Here is a 15446-nt window from a genome sequence, read left to right on the forward strand (position 1 = left end):
GGGGATTCGCGATGAATAGAACAGTAGTAGTCGTAGTAGCGTCTGTGGATTCGGTGGACAACCCGGTTCCGTCCGGCAAGCACGGCGATTGTGCCGGTGGACAACCTGTGCGGCCGACCCCGGCGAAACTACACGTTCCTGTGGACGTCGGCCTGTCGTTCACATCGAGTTCACACAGGGACGGGTGATGTCCACGGGAGACGTGGGGTTTCCCACAGCACCATCCCCAGGTGTGCACGGCCCGCGCGGGTGTCGCCGGACGGGCTCGTCGGTCAGTTGGCGAGCCACCCGTCACGACTGGCGAGCCTGCTGCTTGATGCGCGCGGTCAGCTCGGTGACCTGGTTGTAGACGGCGTGCTTCTCGGCCATGAGCTTGCGGATTTTGCGATCGGCGTGCATCACGGTCGTGTGGTCCCGGTTGCCGAACTCCTGGCCGATCTTCGGCAGCGACATCTCGGTGAGCTCGCGGCACAGGTACATCGCGATCTGGCGGGCGAGCACGAGGTTGCGGCTGCGGTTGGTGCTGCACAGGTCGTCGATCGAGAACTCCGAGTACGCCGCGGTCTGCGCCATGATCATGCCGACCGTGATGTCGGGCTCCTCGCCCTCGGCGATCAAGTCCTTCAGCACGATCTGCGCGAGCTGCAGGTCGACCGTCGTGCCGTTGAGGTTCGCGAACGCCGTCGCGCGGATGAGCGCGCCCTCGAGCTCGCGGATGTTGGTCTGCACCTTGCTGGCGATGAACTCGAGCACGTCGGCTGGGGCCGTGAGCTTCTCGTTGGCGGCCTTCTTGCGCAGGATCGCGATGCGCGTCTCCAGGTCGGGTGGCTGGACGTCGGTCGTGAGGCCCCACTCGAACCGGTTGCGCAGGCGGTCCTCCAGCGTCGTGAGGTTCTTGGGCGGACGGTCGGACGTCATGACGATCTGCTTGTTCTCGTTGTGCAGGGCGTTGAACGTGTGGAAGAACTCGGTCTGCGTCGACTCCTTGCCCTCCAGGAACTGGATGTCGTCGACCAGCAGGACGTCGATCTCGCGGTACTTCCGCTTCAGCGCCGCGGTCCGGTTCTCGCGGATCGCGTTGATGACGTCGTTGGTGAACTCCTCGCTGTTGACGTAGCGGACCCGCGAGGAGGGATAGAGGTTGAGGACGTAGTGACCGATCGCGTGCAGCAGGTGGGTCTTGCCCAGTCCGGACTCCCCGTGGATGACCAACGGGTTGTACGCCTTGCCGGGTGCCTCGGCCACGGCGACCGCGGCGGCATGGGCGAAGCGGTTGGACGAGCCGATGACAAAGTTCTCGAACAGGTAGCGGGGATTGAGCCGGGCCTCGGCGACCGTGCCGATGCGCGGCGGGGCGGTGCGGCGCTCGGCCCAGCTGGGGACGAACTCGTCGCGCTCGTCCTCCTCGTCCTCGTCGACCTCGACGTCCGGCACGAACGGCTGGTGTCGATTTATCGACATGTCGTCATATCGAGAAGTCGAGTTGTCGATCAGATTGGGCTCGATCGTGACGACGAGGCGCGTCTCCTGCTGCAACGTCGTGCTGATCGCGTGCTCGAGCGCCGGCCGGACGCGGGACTCGAGCTGCGCACGTGTCAGGTCGTCCTGGACCGCGACGATCAGGATGTTGTTGTGGAGCGTCAGCGGCTTGGCCGAGTAGACCCAGACCTTCGCGCCGGGTGACAGGGTGTCGACGGCCCGCTGCCAGACCTCTGCGAGATGTTCCTCGGGGCTGGAGTCCTGGCCGTCGGTCATGCTGTGCCTCTCGTCGTGTCCACACGCTTTTCCACATGGTGTGAATGCGAACTCGAGGGTTGAGGCCAGCCTTGTGGAAAAGTCGATACCGCGGTGACGCTAGCAGCGTTGCCGGAGGCATACAAGCGAAAATCCACACCCGCCGGCGGTGCAGCGGCGTGTCGTCTGGACCGGGTGTGAAATCCTCAGTATGGGGTCAGTTTGACCGGTCTGGTGGACCCCCGTACCGTTGTCTAGTCGTCCAGAACGACTTCCGCCGCGTGCCCGCGGCACGACATCCCGTCGTGGGCGAGCGGTGGCCGTCGACCGGCCAGAGCCGAACCCCTTGAGCATCCGTCATGTAAGGACAGCATCGTGAGCAAGCGTACTTTCCAGCCGAACAACCGTCGTCGTGCCAAGAAGCACGGCTTCCGCCTTCGCATGCGCACCCGCGCCGGCCGCGCCATCCTCGGTGATCGCCGCCGCAAGGGTCGCGCCAAGCTGTCCGCCTGAGCCGTTGCTCGCGCGCAGTTCACGCATGCGCAGCGCGGAGGACTTCCGGCACACGATCCGTCGTGGAGCCAGGGGTGCCCAACCGACCCTCGTCACCCACGTCGTGCTCAGACCGAGCGTCCCGGGAACCGGCGGACACACGTCCGTCGGTTTCGTCGTGAGCAAGGGGGTCGGATCGGCCGTCGACCGCAACCGGGTCAAGCGCCAGCTTCGTCACCTCATGCGTGAGCGCGTCGACGCGCTGCCCACGGGCTCCCGCGTCGTGGTGCGGGCGCTGCCTGCCGCCAATGGCGCCGGGTCGGCGACGCTGGCCGAGCACCTCGACGCTGCGCTGTCACGCGCGGGTGCACGGTGAAGGCACAGCGATGAAGACCATCCTGATCTGGCTGCTGAAGGCGTACCGTTTCGCCATCAGCCCCCTGTACGGCCAGGTCTGCCGCTACCATCCGACCTGTTCGGCCTACGCTTTGCAGGCCGTGGAGACTCATGGGGCGGTGCGAGGCACCTGGCTCGCCGGCCGTCGCGTCCTGCGATGCCACCCGTGGAGCTCGGGCGGATATGACCCGGTTCCACAGTCACACAGAGGAGAAGAATGTTCGACTTCCTAGGCGACATCGGCGGCGCCATCATGACGCCGCTGTACTACGCCGTGTCCGGGGTCCTGCTCGTGTGGCACCGGATCTTCTCCACCGTGCTGCCCAACGACTCGGGGTGGACGTGGGTGCTGTCGATCATCGGTCTGACGGTGACGATCCGCACGCTCCTGATCCCGCTGTTCGTCAAGCAGATCAAGTCGAGCCGCAACATGCAGCTGCTGCAACCGCAGATCAAGGCGCTGCAGCAGAAGTACAAGCACGACCGTGAGCGCCTGACCCAGGAGCAGATGAAGCTGTGGAAGGAGACGGGCACCAACCCGTTTGCCTCCTGCCTGCCGCTGATCCTGCAGATGCCGATCTTCTTTGCGCTGTTCCGCGTGATCGACCAGGCCGCCAAGAACGGCGCCGAGGGAGCCCGTGGCTTCCTCGACGCGGGTGACGCGACCTCGCTGTCCGAGGCCAAGCTGCTCGGCGCCCGTATCGCCGACACGTTCATGAACACCGACCTGACGCAGACGCGAGTCCTCACGATGTCGCTGGTCGTCATCATGTGCATCACGCAGTTCACGACGCAGCGCCAGCTCATGAGCAAGAACATGCCGGCCGACGCGATGACGGGCCAGTACGCGCAGCAGCAGAAGCTGCTCCTCTACATCCTGCCCCTCGTGTTCGCCGTGGGTGGCGTGGCGTTCCCGCTGGGCGTCCTCTTCTACTGGACCACGTCGAACTTCTGGACCATGGGTCAGCAGTTCTACGTCATCCGCAACAACCCCGCGCCCGGCACGCCCGCGTTCAAGGCCAAGCAGGAGCGTGACAAGAAGCACGGCAAGACCGTGACCGAGGATCCCCTCAAGGCCATCGAGCCCGAGACGCCCAAGCCGGCGCCGCGCGCGCAGCCCAAGAACCAGCCGCGCAGCCAGCGCAAGAAGCCGACCCCTCCGCAGAAGCCCCGGCAGCCCAGGGCCGGCCAGCAGAACCCGGGCCCGAAGCAGCCCAAGAAGAAGCCGGACATCACGGCCCAGAACCCCAAGCCGACAAACCCTGAGAAAGGCGGCCACTCATGAGTGACGCGTCCAAGCTCGAGCACGAGGGCGACATCGCCGCGGACTTCCTGGAAGGCCTGCTCGACATCGCCGACCTCGACGGCGACATCGACATGGACGTCGACGGGGACCGCGCTGCGGTCGAGGTCGTCGGCGGCAACCTGGACCACCTGGTGGGCCGGGACGGCGAGGTGCTCGACGCGCTGCAGGAGCTGACCCGCCTCGCGGTCTACCGCGAGACCGGCGAGCGCAGCCGGCTGATGCTCGACGTCGCCGGCTTCCGTGCGGCCCGCAAGACCGAGCTGGTCGCGGTCGCCGAGAGCGCGATCGAGAAGATCAAGGCCGGTGAGGCCTCGGTGTCCCTGGATCCCATGACCCCGTTCGAGCGCAAGGTCGTCCACGACGCCGTCGCCGCGAGTGGTCTGGGCAGCTCGTCGGACGGCGTGGAGCCGCACCGCTACGTCGTCGTCCACTCCGCCGGGCAGTAAGACTCGATGTCGGAGGATCCGAACGTTTCACGTGAAACACCCCCGCCGCACGCGGCGGGGGTGTTCGCTTCCCGGCTCCCCCTGGCCGAGGAGTACGCCCACATCCTGGCCACGGACGGTGTGGTCAAGGGGTTGATCGGTCCGCGCGAGGTCCCCCGCATCTGGGACCGCCACGTCATGAACTCCGCGGTCATCGTGCCGCGGGTGCCGACGGGGTCGACCGTGGCCGACATCGGGTCGGGCGCCGGCCTGCCTGGGGTGGTGTGGGCGATCGCCCGGCCCGACCTGCGGGTCACGCTGGTCGAGCCGTTGCTGCGTCGCACGATCTTCCTCGAAGAGACCGTCGCCGCCCTGGGGCTGGACAACGTCGAGGTGCTGCGGGGACGGGCCGAGGAGATCCGCTCGACGTACGACGTCGTGACCGCGCGTGCCGTGGCGGGCCTGGACAAGCTGGGCCGCTGGTGCATGCCGCTGGTCCGCAAGGGCGGCGTCCTGCTGGCCATGAAGGGGCAGAGCGCCGCCGACGAGGTGCAGGCCGCCACGGCGACACTCCACCGGCTCGGCGCTACGTCTATCGTGGTGGCGACGTACGAGAATGGCGATGTGCCGACGACGGTCGTCGAGGTCACCAAGTGAGCCATGTTTCACGTGAAACCATGAAGGGGGAGACGCCGGCATGAGCGATCAGCACTCCGAGTCACCCATCCCACGATCCGCCGGCACGGGCCCGCGATCTGCCTCGGCCTACAGCGTCCAGGTCCCGTCCAACAATGCCTCCACCCCCCTGGCCGCCGAGGTCGAGGAGCACATCTCGCTGCTCCAGCGCACGTCGGCGACGACCCATCTCGAGCGTCCGACCAACACCCGGGTGTTCGTCGTGGCCAACCAGAAGGGCGGGGTGGGCAAGACCACCACGACGGTCAACGTCGCCGCCGCGCTGGCGATCAAGGGCTTGCGGGTGCTGGTCATCGACCTCGACCCGCAGGGCAATGCGTCGACGGCCCTCAACATCCCGCATGCCGAGGGAACTCCCGGCGTCTACGAGGCGATCGTCGAGGGGATCGACCTGGACGAGCTCGTGAAGCCGTGCCCGGACATCCCGGGCCTGACGGTGCTGCCGGCCTCGATCGACCTGGCCGGCGCTGAGATCGAGCTGGTCTCGCTCGTCGCCCGCGAGTCGCGCCTGGACCGCGCCCTGCAGTCGTACCTCAAGGCCAGCGAGGCCGCGGGTGACCGCATCGACTACGTCCTGATCGACTGCCCGCCCTCGCTGGGACTGCTGACGGTCAACGCGATGGTGGCGGGCCGCGAGGTGCTGATCCCGATCCAGTGCGAGTACTACGCGCTGGAGGGCCTCGGCCAGCTGGTCCGCAACATCGAGCTCATCCGGGCGCACCTCAATCCCAAGCTCGACATCACGACGATCCTGCTCACGATGTACGACGGACGGACCCGCCTGTCGGCGGGCGTCGCGGCGGAGGTCCGCAGCCACTTCGCCGAGAAGGTCATCACGACCCCGATCCCGCGCTCGGTGCGGATCTCGGAGGCCCCGAGCTATCAGCAGTCCGTCATCACCTACGACAGCACGTCATCGGGCGCGCTGTCCTACCTGGAGGCCGCCCGAGAGATCTCGGCGGCCGGAGTCAAGGGAGCACGATGAGTCAACGTCGCGGTCTGGGCCGGGGACTCGAGTCCCTCATCCCGTCGAGTCCCGCCGAGGCGCGTGACACGGGCCTGAAGGAGATCCAGGGCGCCCGTTTCGCCGAGATCCCGCTGGACCAGATCGTCGCGAACCCGCGTCAGCCGCGCCAGGTGTTCGACGAGGACCACATGGCCGAGCTGGTCCACTCCATCAAGGAGGTGGGCCTGCTCCAGCCGGTGGTCGTCCGCGAGGTCGCCAAGGACCGCTACGAGCTCATCATGGGCGAGCGCCGCTGGCGGGCCAGTGGCAAGGCGGGTCTGGACACGATCGGCGCGATCGTCCGTGACACGGGCGACGAGGACCTGCTGCGGGACGCGCTGCTGGAGAACCTCCACCGCTCGCAGCTCAACCCCCTGGAGGAGGCGTCGGCCTACCAGCAGCTCCTGGAGGACTTCGGCTGCACGCACGAGGAGCTCGCCGACCGGATCGGCCGCTCCCGCCCCCAGATCAGCAACACGCTGCGTCTGCTCAAGCTCACCCCGACGGTGCAGCGCCGCGTCGCGGCGGGCGTGCTGTCCGCTGGCCACGCCCGTGCGCTCGTCAGCGTCGCGAACCCTGAGATCCAGGACCGGCTCGCGACCCGTGTCGTGGCCGAGGGGCTGTCGGTCCGCGCCCTGGAGGAGATCGTCACGGTGGGTCCCGACGCCACCAAGCGGTCGGCCACGCGTCAGGCGCCGCGGGTCTCGGCCCCGCGGCTCGCCGATCTCGCGACGCGGCTGTCCGAGCGCTACGACACCCGGGTCAAGGTCGACCTGGGCCGAGCCAAGGGCAAGATCACGGTGGAGTTCGCCACCCTCGAGGACCTCGAGCGCATCATCGAGATGATGGACCCGAAGAAGTAGATTTGTCTACTTATTGATTTGTCTGTTTGTCGGTTGAGATACTTGTCGCTGAGGCAATAAACGCCCCGGATCCGCGACTGGCGCAGAATGAACGTTTTGGGACGGCGTGTCGTGCAGTTCTGCGCCGCTCGGGGGTGGGTTTGCGCCGGTCGCTGCGTTTCTGGGTGGCCACCCTTTTCCACCTTGACGCTGACGAGTCGGAAACGGCCCGTCGACAAGCAAGTCCTCCCCGCAAATTTCGCGGGATTCACTTGGCTCGTCGACGGGCCGTTTCGGACTCGTCAGCTTCGAGGGGGGTTGCGGAGGTTAGGCGGTGTGCTCCTCGAGCTCGCTGAGGATCGCGCTCTTGGGGCGGACGCCCACGATCGAGCGGACGACCTCACCCTTGTAGTACAGGTTCATCGTCGGCAGGCCCGTGACGCGGTACTGCGCGGGCGTGACCGGGTTCGCATCGGCATCCATCTTGAGGATCGTCAGCTTCTCGCCCTTCTCCGTCGCGATCTCCTCGAGGATCGGCGCGAGCTGGCGGCACGGACCGCACCAGCTGGCCCAGAAGTCGACGAGCACGGGGCCGTCGGCCTTGAGGACGAGCTCGTCGAAGTCGGCGTCGGTGACGGCCGAGAGGGTGCTGTCTGCCATGGGGTTCTCCTTCAGGTCTGGGATCAGTTCAACGTACGGGGGTGACAGTTATTCCACGAGCGCCGCGGCGGGGGCGGGCTCACCGGCGGCCGCACGTTCGGCCAGGTAACGCTCGGCGTCGAGCGACGCGGCGCACCCCGTGCCGGCGGCCGTGATGGCCTGCCGGTAGGTGTGGTCGACCAGGTCGCCGGCGGCGAACACACCGGGCAGGTTGGTAGCGGTCGAGCCGGGCTGGACCAGGACGTAGCCCTCGTCGTCGAGGTCGACCTGGCCGGTCAGGAGCTCGGAGCGGGGATCGTGGCCGATCGCGATGAACAGGCCGGTCGCGTCGAGGCGACGGGTCTCGCCCGTGATGGTGTCCCGCAGCACGAGGGCCTCGAGCTTGTCCTCGCCCACGATCTCGGCGACCTCGGAGTTCCACGCGAACTGGATCTTGTCGTTGCCCAGCGCGCGGTCCTGCATGATCTTGGAGCCGCGCAGCTCGCCGCGGCGGTGCACGATCGTGACCTTGGACGCGAACCGGGTCAGGAACGTCGCCTCCTCGAGCGCCGAGTCGCCGCCACCGACGACCACGATGTTCTGCTCGCGGAAGAAGAAGCCGTCGCACGTCGCGCACCAGCTGACGCCGTGGCCGGACAGCCGGTCCTCGCCGTCGACACCGAGCTTGCGGTAGCCCGAGCCCATCGCGAGCACCACGGCGCGGGCGGAGTGCGTCGTGCCGTCCGCGAGCGTCACGGTCTTGATGTCACCCGTCAGGTCTACCGCGGTGACGTCGTCCGTCACGAGCTCGGCGCCGAACCGCTCGGCCTGCGCCCGCAGCTTGTCCATGAGCTCGGGGCCCATGATGCCGTCGGGGTAGCCGGGGAAGTTCTCGACGTCGGTCGTGGTCATCAGCGCGCCACCGGCGGTCACGGATCCCTCGAACACCAACGGTTCGAGGTTGGCGCGGGCGGCGTAGATCGCGGCGGTGTAGCCCGACGGACCGGAGCCGATGACGATGAGGTTGCGGAGGTCGCTCATGCGGAAGGAATTCCTTTGATCGTGGTGCTCGTGTCAACGAATACTAGGCGTTCGGCATTCCCCGACCCGACCCCGCAGCGGTTCAGGAGCGGCCACGGAGCACGACCTCGCGGATCTCCCCGCGGTACTGCGCCGTGCCCACCTCGGGCAGGGACGTCAGCCACACCACGACGTAGCGGGTCACGACCCCCGAGCGCAGCGAGATGCTGGCGTCCGTCCCGGCGCCGTCGAGCGCGGCGACCTGCCTCAGGCCGCTGCGGTTGCGCGGGAGCTGCTGGACGTCGCCGTCCGCCGCATAGACCGCGATGTCGGTGGGGCCACCGGCCAGCCGCACGCGCAGCGAGTCGACCTCGCGCAGGCCGCCCAGGTCCAGCACGACACCGACGCCGTCCTTGAGCCCGCCGAGCTCGGCGGAGCCGAAGTACGTCGCGGAGTGCCAGCCGGTCGACACCTTCCCGTCGGCGACGAACCGGGCCAGGTCAGGATTCTCCTCGCGATCGTCACCCTGCGGGTCGAAGTCCCGGACGTCACGGATCGGGAGGACCCGCACGGGTGAGGTCGCGTCAGTGGGAGAGCCCCCGGAACCGCGGTCGGTCGACCGGCTGACAAGCAGGCCGATCAACGCCAGGATCACGAGGGCGCCGACGACCCCGAGCAGGACGAGCCCACGATCGCCCTTCGCGGCGCGGCGGGCCCGCGCCTTGCCCCGCTCGAACGTCGTGGGGGGCGCCGGCTCGTACGCCTTGGGTCGTCGGCGCGGCGGCTCGAGCCCCGGCGGGGGACCCTCCGGCACGATGACCGGGTCGAGGCGCAGCAGGTCGGGCGAGGACACCCCGAGGAGGCTGGGCTGGTCGTCGACCAGGTCCTCGTCCTCGCCGGACAGCCGCAGCGTGCGCGCGATGACCGCGGCCTTGCGCAGGGGCGTCTGGTGGTTGCGTGGGGGGTCGCCGAGGATGCGGTCGGCGGTCGTGTCGAGATCGCGGGACACGCCGGCACGCACCTGGCGCGGGCGCAGCAGCCGACCGTGCTCGGTGGGCGCGGCCGGGAGGCCGTCGACCTGGCCACCGGGCCAGCGACACGTCAGGCAGGCGTACAGGAGCTTGCCGAGGGCCTGCACGTCGAGCTGCTCATAGGCCTGCAGGTCCTCGAGGGTGTCCTGCCGGCCGACCGGCGCGAGGGCCGTGGCGACGCCGAGCCCGACGACCCGCACGGCTCCCGACTGCTTGAGCAGCACGTGGTGCGGGGTCAGGCGGCGGTGGTAGACGCCGTGCTCGTGCGCGTGCGCGAGGGCCTCGGCGACCTCGGCGACGACGGTCGCGGCCCGGCGGTTGGGCAGCGACGACTGCAGGAGGAGCTGGTCGAGCGGGAAGGCGCGGGCCCACTCCCGGACCACGAGGTGATGGTTCTGCTCGTCCTCGATCAGGTCGAGGACGCGCAGGAAGCGCGGGTCCGTCACCGCGGTGGATTCACGGGCGGCGGACAGGAAGTGCCCCGCCCGTGGATCGTTGCTCGACAGCATCTCGATGCCGACGTTGCGGTTGAGCGTCTGGTCGTGCGCCCGCCAGGTCGTCGCGCCGAGCCGGTCGGTCACCAGGTCCTGCAGCTCGTAGCGGTGCGCGAGGACGTCCCCGGAGGCCAGCGGCCGCCTGTCGCTCATCAACTGCCCCTCTGACCGAACGTGGATCACTCAGGCCCCATCGTAGTCCGAGCGGCGCGGCGGGTCCGGCGTTCAGCCCCGGCGCAGGACCGTCCGGACGACGTACGTCAGCTGGGTCAGCCCGATGACCTGGGCGGCCGCGACGTACGTCAGGGCGCCGGCCGTGCCGGCGGCGAGCGTCGTGACCAGCCCGCCGCCCGGGCGGGTCGGATCGACCCCGGCGACGTCGAGGCCGTGCGAGACGCCCAGCGCGACGAAGGCGGCCAGCGCCGAGGCGACTGCGAGGCGGGCGACGAAGGACAGCATCTCCCGATCGACGACCGGCCCGATCGTGCGCGACAGGACCGTGACCGAGAGCGCCGAGCCGACGAGGTAGCCGATCCCGTAGGACAGCGCCAGCATCATCGCGACCCGGTCGGGGTCGACCCGGGTCGCGACCAGCAGGGCGACGCCGACGTTGACCGCCGCGATCACGACCTGGATGAAGAACGGCGTGCGGTTGTCCTCGTTGGCGTAGAAGCCGCGCAGCATCAGGTAGTGCACCGTGAACGTCACCATCGCGAGCGAGAACGCCTGGACGGTCAGACCGATCGCGACGGTGTTGCCGCCCAGTGAGCCGATGCCACTGGCCATCGCCACGGCCGGCTGGGCCAGGCACAGCAGGCCGACGGCGGTCGGCACGACGATGACCAGGGCGATGCGGACCGTGCGGCCGAGCTCGAGCCGGAACCGGTCATAGCTGCGGTCGGCGGCCAGCGCGGCCAGCGTCGGGATGATCGCCGTCGCGAGAGACACCGTGATGACGCCGTGGGGCAGCTGGCTGATGAGGAAGCCGAGCCCGTACACCGTCGAGCCGCCCGCGGACTCGCCGTTGTCGGCGCCCTCGAGCGTCGCGCTCGTCGCGATCCGGTTGATCGTCACGAAGGCGATCTGGTTGACGATGATGAAGCCCAGCGTCCACGCGCCGAGCTTCAGGGTGTGGCCCAGGCCTACCCCGCGGAAGTCGAACCGCGGGCGGAAGCGGAAGCCCGCGCTGCGCAGGTAGGGGACCAGCACGAGCGCCTGCAGCGCGATCGCGACGGTCGACCCGAGCCCCAGCAGCAACGCCTGGTCGGTGCTGAAGCCGTCGACGCGGTCGTCCCCGCTGCTCGCGCCGTACGCGAGGAAGTAGACCACCACGACGGCGCAGGCGACGACGTTGTTGACGATCGGGGCCCACATCATGGGGCCGAAGCGACCGCGCGCGTTGAGGATCTGCCCCACCAGGACGAAGGCGCCGTAGAAGAACACCTGCGGCATGCACAGGATCATCAGGAGCTCGGCGGAGCGCCGTTGGGCGTCCTTCTCCGGGGTGAACAGCTCCGGGTCGAACACGACGTGCAGCAGCCCCGGCACAGCGACGAGCAGCACGACCGTGCCGATGCCCAGCACCAGCAGGCCCAGCGTGATGACCCGGTTGGCGTAGGCCGCGCCGCCGTCCTCGTCGCGCCTCATCGCTCGGACGAGCTGGGGGACGAGCACGACGTTGAACACGCCGCCGGCGACCAGGATGTAGAGCGTGTTGGGGATCGTGTTGGCGATGTCGAACAGGTCGGCGTCGAGCAGCGTGCCGATCACCAGCGCGAGCAGGCCCGCGCGCAGGAAGCCCGTGAGCCGCGAGACGATCGTGCCCAGCGCCATCCAGGCGCTGGCGCGCGCGACGCTCTGCTCAGTCATCGTCGGCCAGCGGCTCGGACGTGATGCGGGTCCGGCGGCGGTGGAAGCGGCGCACCAGGGCCAGCAGCACGAGCAGGCCCGCGGCACCCATCGCGACCCACAGCACGGTTCCGATGCTGCTCGAGCGCACCTTGAACGTCGACGGGTCGCCGATCTCCTTGCCCTCCGGCGTCGTCAGGCGGGCCGTGAGGAACGTCGCCCGCTGCCGCCCGAGGTCGACCTGCACCGTCAGGGTCCGGCGCTCACCCGCGCCGACCTCGACCGGAGCGACCGCCGGCAGGTCGAGGGCGGGGTTGCTCGAGTCGAGCGAGACGCCGACCGAGACGTCGTCGTCGGTCTTGTTGGTGATCGTGAGGGGGAAACCGCCCTTGGAGCTCGACAGCGTGACCGAGGGCGGTGCCTCGACCGAGATCCGGTCGAGCATGGCGCCGGTCTCGCGGGCCCAGGTCGATGCGACGAGCGCCCCCGTCACGCGGTCGCGGCGCCACCGGACGCCGAGGACGCCGGCGACGTCACGCGCCCGCGACGCCTCCGCGGCGTCGCTCTGCCGGGTCACCGAGGACAGGGTCGTGCCGGCCGAGACGATGTCGGCGGCGGACTGCAGCTGGGTCCGGGGCAGCGGCCGGGCCTTGGCGGACGTCGGGACCGAGCCGTCGTACGTCGACAGGCCGCTGGTCAGCACCGAGTCGAGGCTCGTCCCGCGGGTGAAGGGTGCGCTGAACGCCCAGGACAGCTGGCCGTCGGTCCAGTCCGTGCCGGGGTCCCAGCCGGCATCGACCATGGTCACGGCGTCGGCCCGCGAGGCGGGGTCGATCGCGCGCTCGAGGGTCGCCAGCGCGGCATCGCTCAGGAGCCGCTGGCGCAGGGCCACGACGGACGTCTGCCCGGCCGTCGAGCTGCCGGTCTCCGCGACCAGCAGCGGCATCGGTCCGGCGGCGGTCTCGTGCTGCACCAGGGAGCCGAGCCGCGGCTGCCACCCCGCGAGGGCCTCGGCCGTCACGATCGCGGGGCTGTCGCCGTCGCCGCGGACGCTCTGCAGCAGGGTCGCGGTGAGCCCGTTGCGGGTCGGCCACGACACCCGCCGGCCGCTGAGCTGGTAGGTCGTGAGGGCCGCCTCGGTGGCCAGGTCGATCGCGTCGTCGAGCGGTCCGCGCAGGTCCGGGTTCTGGCTCAGCGCGAGGTCGTCGGGACGGTCGAAGTCCAGCACCCACACGCTCCGGGCCCGGGCGAACGTCAGCAGGTCGTCGAGGAACTGCTCGGACGCCTGCTTTTGCGGCTCGGTCAGCTCGAACCCCGTCGGCAGGTGCCGGCCGTGGGTCACGTCGTCGACCGCCACGAGCAGCGCGGGGTCGAGCAGGACCGTCGCGCCACTGCCCGCCGTGCCGCCCGCCAGGTCGAGCAGGTTGCGCAGCTGGCCCCCGGCACCGATCGACCGCACGAGCTTTGCCGGCTCGGTGTAGTCCCCGCGGGCGTCACGGGCGTCGGGCATCAGGAACGGCCACACGATCGACGTCGGCACCGCGACCTGGTCGCCCGAGACCAGCGGCAGGAACGTCGTCGCCCGGGCGATCGCGTCGGGGCTGCGGCTGCCGTCGGTGTCGGTGGCGAGGATCTGGACGCCCACCGGATAGACGCCCTCGGCCCCCGTGATGCCGAGCCGTCCGTAGGGCACCTTGATCCTGAAGCGCCGGGTCTCCCGCGGGGCCAGGTCACCGAGCTCGTCGAACGTGCCGACGTCGACGACGCGGACGCCGGTGTAGGCCCGGGGGTTGTCCAGGGCTTTCTGCGTCTGCGCGCGCGTCGTGAACGGGGACGCCGGGATCACGAGGTAGGCCTGGGCCTGGCTCCACTCGTGGTCGTCACGGTTGGTGACGGTCCCGGTCATCGTGACGCTCGCGCCCGGTGTCAGCCGTGACGGGCTCAGCGAGTGGATCGCCAGGCGTACGTCGGGATCGTCGTCGGCGGCGGCGGCCGTGGCCGGCACCGGCAGCAGGAAGGCGGTCAGCAGAGTCGCGAGCAGCGCGCCGAGGATCGTACGCCGGGGGCTGCTCACCCGAACATGCTAGACGTCCGTGCAGCGGGGACAGGCGACGCCGGTCTGGCCGATAGGGTATGTCCCCGTGCCCACGTCCTCGCTGACCCCCGACCGCCGGGCCAGGATCGACGCCGCGCTCGACGCCAACCCGTTCCTGGCCGAGCTCGGTGCGCTGTTCGAGGCCGCCGACCACGAGCTGGCCCTCGTGGGCGGGCCCGTCCGCGACGCCGTCCTGGGCCGCCCCGGCAACGACTGGGACTTCACGACCTCCGCCGTGCCCGACGACATCGAGCGCATCGCGGGCCGGTGGGCCGACGCGATGTGGGACGTCGGTCGCGAGTTCGGCACGATCGGGTTGCGCAAGGGCACCCACCAGCTCGAGATCACGACGTACCGCAGCGACGACTACGACGCCGCGTCGCGCAAGCCCGAGGTCAAGTTCGGCGAGTCGATCGAGGGCGACCTCGCCCGCCGGGACTTCGCCGTCAACGCGATGGCGATCCGGCTCCCGTCGCGGGAGTTCGTCGACCTGTTCGGCGGCCTGGACGACATCGACCGCCAGCTGATCCGGACGCCGGTGACGCCCGAGCAGTCCTTCAGCGATGACCCGCTGCGGATGATGCGGGCCGCCCGGTTCGTCGCGCAGCTGGGCTTCACCGCCTCGCCGGACGTCCTGGCCGCGATGACCGAGATGGCCTCGCGCATCGAGATCGTGTCGGCCGAGCGGGTCCGCGACGAGCTCAACAAGCTCCTCGTCAGCGCGCACCCCGTGGCGGGGCTGCGGCTGCTGGTCAGCACGGGCCTGGCCGAGCACGTCCTGCCCGAGCTGCCCGCCCTGATCCTCGAGCGCGACGAGCACCACCGGCACAAGGACGTCTACGAGCACTCGCTGACGGTCCTCGAGCAGGCCATCGCGCTGGAGCACCGGCTCGAGACCCGGCCCGACCTGGTGTTGCGCCTCGCGGCGCTGCTGCACGACATCGGCAAGCCCCGCACCCGCCGGTTCCAGGACGGCGGCACCGTGACGTTCCACCACCACGACGTGGTCGGCGCCAAGCTGACCCGCAAGCGGCTGCAGGCGCTGCGCTTCTCCAACGACGTCGTCGACCAGGTCGCGACGCTGGTCGAGCTGCACCTGCGCTTCCACGGCTACGGCTCCGGCGAGTGGACCGACTCGGCCGTGCGCCGCTACGTCCGCGACGCCGGCGACCAGCTCGAGCGCCTCCACATCCTGACGCGCGCGGACTCGACGACCCGCAACCAGCGCATGGCGCAGCGGCTGCAGCGGACGTACGACGATCTGGAGCAGCGGATCGCGGTGCTGGCCGAGCAGGAGGAGCTCGACTCGCTGCGCCCCGACCTCGACGGCAACCAGATCATGCAGATCCTCGGCGTGGGCCCGGGCCGGGAGGTGGGTGCGGCGTACGCCTTCCTCCTGGAGGCGCGGATGGACCACGGCCC

General features: G+C 69.6%; 15 protein-coding genes. 9 read left to right on the forward strand and 6 right to left on the reverse strand.

What is annotated here, in order from left to right:
• Positions 1-291 precede the first annotated feature (291 nt).
• The gene (dnaA, locus tag JWQ91_RS08940) at positions 292-1755 is read right to left on the reverse strand and encodes a chromosomal replication initiator protein DnaA (protein ID WP_297782625.1); all 1464 of its coding nucleotides are present in this window, start codon (positions 1753-1755) and stop codon (positions 292-294) included.
• 354 nt (positions 1756-2109) lie between these two features.
• Here dnaA and rpmH point away from each other — a divergent pair, with 354 nt between their 5' ends.
• From rpmH to JWQ91_RS08980, 8 genes are read left to right on the forward strand one after another with little or no spacing between them, the layout of a single operon-like run.
• Positions 2110-2247: a 50S ribosomal protein L34 gene (rpmH, locus tag JWQ91_RS08945; RefSeq protein WP_056289702.1), complete on the forward strand. Its 138-nt coding sequence runs from the start codon at positions 2110-2112 to the stop codon at positions 2245-2247.
• Positions 2207-2602, forward strand: coding sequence for a ribonuclease P protein component (rnpA, locus tag JWQ91_RS08950; protein ID WP_297782631.1), 396 nt, complete (start codon positions 2207-2209; stop codon positions 2600-2602). Before rpmH ends, rnpA begins: the two co-directional genes overlap by 41 nt.
• 10 nt (positions 2603-2612) lie before the next feature.
• Positions 2613-2855, forward strand: a complete 243-nt coding sequence (gene yidD, locus JWQ91_RS08955) for a membrane protein insertion efficiency factor YidD (protein WP_297782633.1) — start codon at positions 2613-2615, stop codon at positions 2853-2855.
• Positions 2840-3907, forward strand: coding sequence for a membrane protein insertase YidC (gene yidC, locus JWQ91_RS08960; protein ID WP_297782635.1), 1068 nt, complete (start codon positions 2840-2842; stop codon positions 3905-3907). Before yidD ends, yidC begins: the two co-directional genes overlap by 16 nt.
• Positions 3904-4374 carry a R3H domain-containing nucleic acid-binding protein gene (locus JWQ91_RS08965; RefSeq protein ID WP_297782637.1) on the forward strand — a complete coding sequence of 157 codons (471 nt, stop codon included), beginning with the start codon at positions 3904-3906 and terminating at the stop codon, positions 4372-4374. The genes yidC and JWQ91_RS08965 overlap by 4 nt, the downstream gene beginning before the upstream one ends.
• A 60-nt stretch (positions 4375-4434) precedes the next feature.
• Complete coding sequence (rsmG, locus tag JWQ91_RS08970; protein WP_297782639.1) at positions 4435-5010, forward strand: 16S rRNA (guanine(527)-N(7))-methyltransferase RsmG; 576 nt, start codon at positions 4435-4437, stop codon at positions 5008-5010.
• A gap of 40 nt (positions 5011-5050) precedes the next feature.
• On the forward strand, positions 5051-6034 hold the full coding sequence (locus JWQ91_RS08975) for an AAA family ATPase (protein WP_297782641.1): 984 nt from the start codon (positions 5051-5053) through the stop codon (positions 6032-6034).
• Entirely contained in the window at positions 6031-6918 is an 888-nt protein-coding gene (locus JWQ91_RS08980) for a ParB/RepB/Spo0J family partition protein (RefSeq protein ID WP_297782643.1), read from the forward strand. Before JWQ91_RS08975 ends, JWQ91_RS08980 begins: the two co-directional genes overlap by 4 nt.
• A gap of 306 nt (positions 6919-7224) precedes the next feature.
• Here the strand turns inward: JWQ91_RS08980 and trxA are convergent, their stop codons facing one another.
• From trxA to JWQ91_RS09005, 5 genes are all read right to left on the reverse strand, one after another.
• On the reverse strand, positions 7225-7557 hold the full coding sequence (gene trxA / locus JWQ91_RS08985) for a thioredoxin (protein WP_297782645.1): 333 nt from the start codon (positions 7555-7557) through the stop codon (positions 7225-7227).
• A 48-nt stretch (positions 7558-7605) separates the two neighbouring features.
• A complete protein-coding gene (trxB, locus tag JWQ91_RS08990; protein ID WP_297782647.1) occupies positions 7606-8577 on the reverse strand; it encodes a thioredoxin-disulfide reductase in 972 nt (323 codons plus the stop codon).
• An 82-nt stretch (positions 8578-8659) separates the two neighbouring features.
• A complete protein-coding gene (locus JWQ91_RS08995) occupies positions 8660-10234 on the reverse strand; it encodes a protein kinase family protein (protein WP_297782649.1) in 1575 nt (524 codons plus the stop codon).
• Positions 10235-10306: 72 nt separating this feature from the next.
• The gene (gene murJ / locus JWQ91_RS09000) at positions 10307-11950 is read right to left on the reverse strand and encodes a murein biosynthesis integral membrane protein MurJ (protein WP_297782651.1); all 1644 of its coding nucleotides are present in this window, start codon (positions 11948-11950) and stop codon (positions 10307-10309) included.
• Positions 11943-14003: a DUF6049 family protein gene (locus JWQ91_RS09005; RefSeq protein ID WP_297782653.1), complete on the reverse strand. Its 2061-nt coding sequence runs from the start codon at positions 14001-14003 to the stop codon at positions 11943-11945. Before JWQ91_RS09005 ends, murJ begins: the two co-directional genes overlap by 8 nt.
• Positions 14004-14085: 82 nt before the next feature.
• Between JWQ91_RS09005 and JWQ91_RS09010 the strand changes: the two genes are divergently transcribed.
• Positions 14086-15446 (forward strand): CCA tRNA nucleotidyltransferase (locus tag JWQ91_RS09010; RefSeq protein WP_297782655.1); only part of this gene is annotated, 1361 nt, incomplete at its 3' end.

Origin of the sequence: Aeromicrobium sp. (assembly GCF_025965075.1) — a bacterium.
Classification (GTDB): domain Bacteria; phylum Actinomycetota; class Actinomycetes; order Propionibacteriales; family Nocardioidaceae; genus Aeromicrobium.